The sequence below is a fragment of the Rhizobium sp. SEMIA 4085 genome (genome assembly GCF_013004495.1).
GTDB classification, from domain to species: Bacteria; Pseudomonadota; Alphaproteobacteria; order Rhizobiales; family Rhizobiaceae; genus Rhizobium; species Rhizobium gallicum.
Window position 1 is genome coordinate 1 of sequence record NZ_JABEPH010000605.1, and the last position, 2,018, is coordinate 2,018.

The window sequence follows — 2,018 nt, forward strand, 5'->3', positions numbered from 1 at the left end:
AAGATTCACATGGCTATGCCAAACGGCTTTCCCGCCACGGACGCGTCAAAACCGCTGGCGCCCTTCACCTCCGAACGCCGTGAACCGAATGACGATGACGTCGTCATTTCCGTCCAATATTGCGGCGTCTGCCATTCCGATATCCACCAGGCCCGCAACGAATGGGGCAATTCGCGTTACCCGATGGTGCCGGGCCATGAAGTTGCAGGTGTGGTTTCGGCTGTCGGCTCGAAAGTCACGAAGTTCAAGGTCGGGGACCGCGTCGGCGTCGGCTGCTTCGTCAATTCCTGCATCGGCTGTGCCACACGCGACCTCGACTACGAGCATTTCTTGCCGGGGCTCACCCAGACCTACAACGACGTCGAAGCGGACGGCGAAACGCCGACCTACGGTGGCTATTCCGACTCGATCGTCGTCAAGGAAGGCTATGTCCTCTCCTTCCCGGACAACATCCCGCTCGATGCAGGCGCGCCGCTGCTTTGCGCAGGCATCACGCTCTATTCGCCGCTTCGTCACTGGAGGGCCGGCCCCGGCAAGAAGGTCGCAATCGTCGGCATGGGCGGTCTCGGCCATATGGGCGTCAAGCTCGGCGCCGCCATGGGCGCGGACATCACCGTGCTCAGTCAGACGCTGTCGAAGAAGGAAGACGGCCTGAAGCTCGGCGCCAAGGACTATTACGCGACCAACGATGCCGAGACCTTCAAGACGCTCGCCGGCACCTTCGACCTGATCATCAATACGGTCGGCACGGCGATCGACTGGAACGCCTACCTCAACCTCCTGAAGTTCGACGGTTCCATGGTGCTCGTCGGCGTTCCGGAACATGCCGTTCCTGTCCACGCCTTCTCCGTCATCGCCGGCCGCAAGAGCCTTTCCGGTTCAATGATCGGCTCGATCAAGGAAACGCAGGAAATGCTCGATTTCTGTGGCGCGCACAACATCGTCTCCGAAATCGAGAAGATCGCCATCCAGGACATCAACGAAGCCTACGAGCGCGTCATCAAGAGCGACGTGCGCTACCGCTTCGTCATCGACATCGCCTCGCTGGCTGCCTGACAACGGAAGGGCGGCTCACCCGAGCCGCCTTTCTCTTAATTCTCTTCCCGCATGGTTTCCTTCTGGGTGATCAGCCGCGCGCTGTGCTGACCGCTCAGATAGATCCACAGCCAGCTCCAGGCAACGGCAAAGCGCGAGCGCGTCCCGATCAGGAAGTAGATATGGGCAATGCCCCATATCCACCAGGCGATCCACCCTTTCAGCTTGATCTTGCCGAAGTCGATGATGGCAGCGCTTTTCCCGATCGTCGCAAGGCTTCCCTGATGCCAGTACCGGAAAGGTCCGGGCGCCGGCTTTGCCTGTAGGCGCGCGCGGATGACCTTTGCGACGTAAGCGCCCTGCTGCTTGGCGGCAGGCGCGATCCCGGGCACCGGCTTGCCGTTGTTCTGAACGACGGACGCCGTATCACCGATGACGAAGACCTTTGGCAATCCCGGCGCGCTCAGGTCTTTTTCGACAATTGCCCGCCCTGCCCGATCGGCTGGACTATTTAGCCATTTTGCCGCAGGCGAGGCCTGCACGCCAGCCGCCCAGACGATCGTCTTGCTGGCAATGAACTTCTCGCCGACTTTCACGCCGGCGGCGGTGCAGTCCGTTACGAACTCGCCGAGATGAACCTCGACGCCGAGCTTTTCGAGCGCCTGCTGCGCATAAGCCGAAAGCTCCTCGGCGAAGCTTGAAAGCACCCGCGGCCCCGCCTCGATCAGCACGACCTTCGCCTTGCGCGTATCGATGTTGCGGAATTCCCGCGGCAGCGTCTTGCGCGCCAGCTCGGCGATGATGCCCGCAAGTTCCACTCCGGTCGGTCCTGCGCCGACGATTGCGAAGGTCAGAAGCGCATCACGCGTGACCGGATCGATTTCCGTCTCCGCACGCTCGACGGAGACCAGCACCCGCCGGCGGGTGCGCGCCGCGCCCTCCACCCGGTGCAGGCCGTGCGCCGCGCGCCGCCACCCAGCGCG

General features: G+C 62.4%; 2 protein-coding genes. One reads left to right on the top strand and one right to left on the bottom strand.

Features of this window, described 5'->3' with window-relative positions; all coding sequences use genetic code 11:
- The first annotated feature begins 9 nt into the window (after positions 1-9).
- Positions 10-1,056, top strand: a complete 1,047-nt coding sequence (locus tag C9413_RS31555) for an NAD(P)-dependent alcohol dehydrogenase (RefSeq protein ID WP_170251459.1) — start codon at positions 10-12, stop codon at positions 1,054-1,056.
- Positions 1,057-1,091: 35 nt separating this feature from the next.
- Here C9413_RS31555 and C9413_RS31560 read toward each other — a convergent pair.
- A partial coding sequence (locus tag C9413_RS31560) for an NAD(P)/FAD-dependent oxidoreductase (protein WP_170251461.1) occupies positions 1,092-2,018 on the bottom strand: 927 nt, incomplete at its 5' end.

Coding starts and splice junctions, on each gene's coding strand:
- C9413_RS31555 (WP_170251459.1), top strand. CDS start 10: ATGGCTATGCCAAACGGCTTTCCCGCCACGGACGCGTCAAAACCGCTG.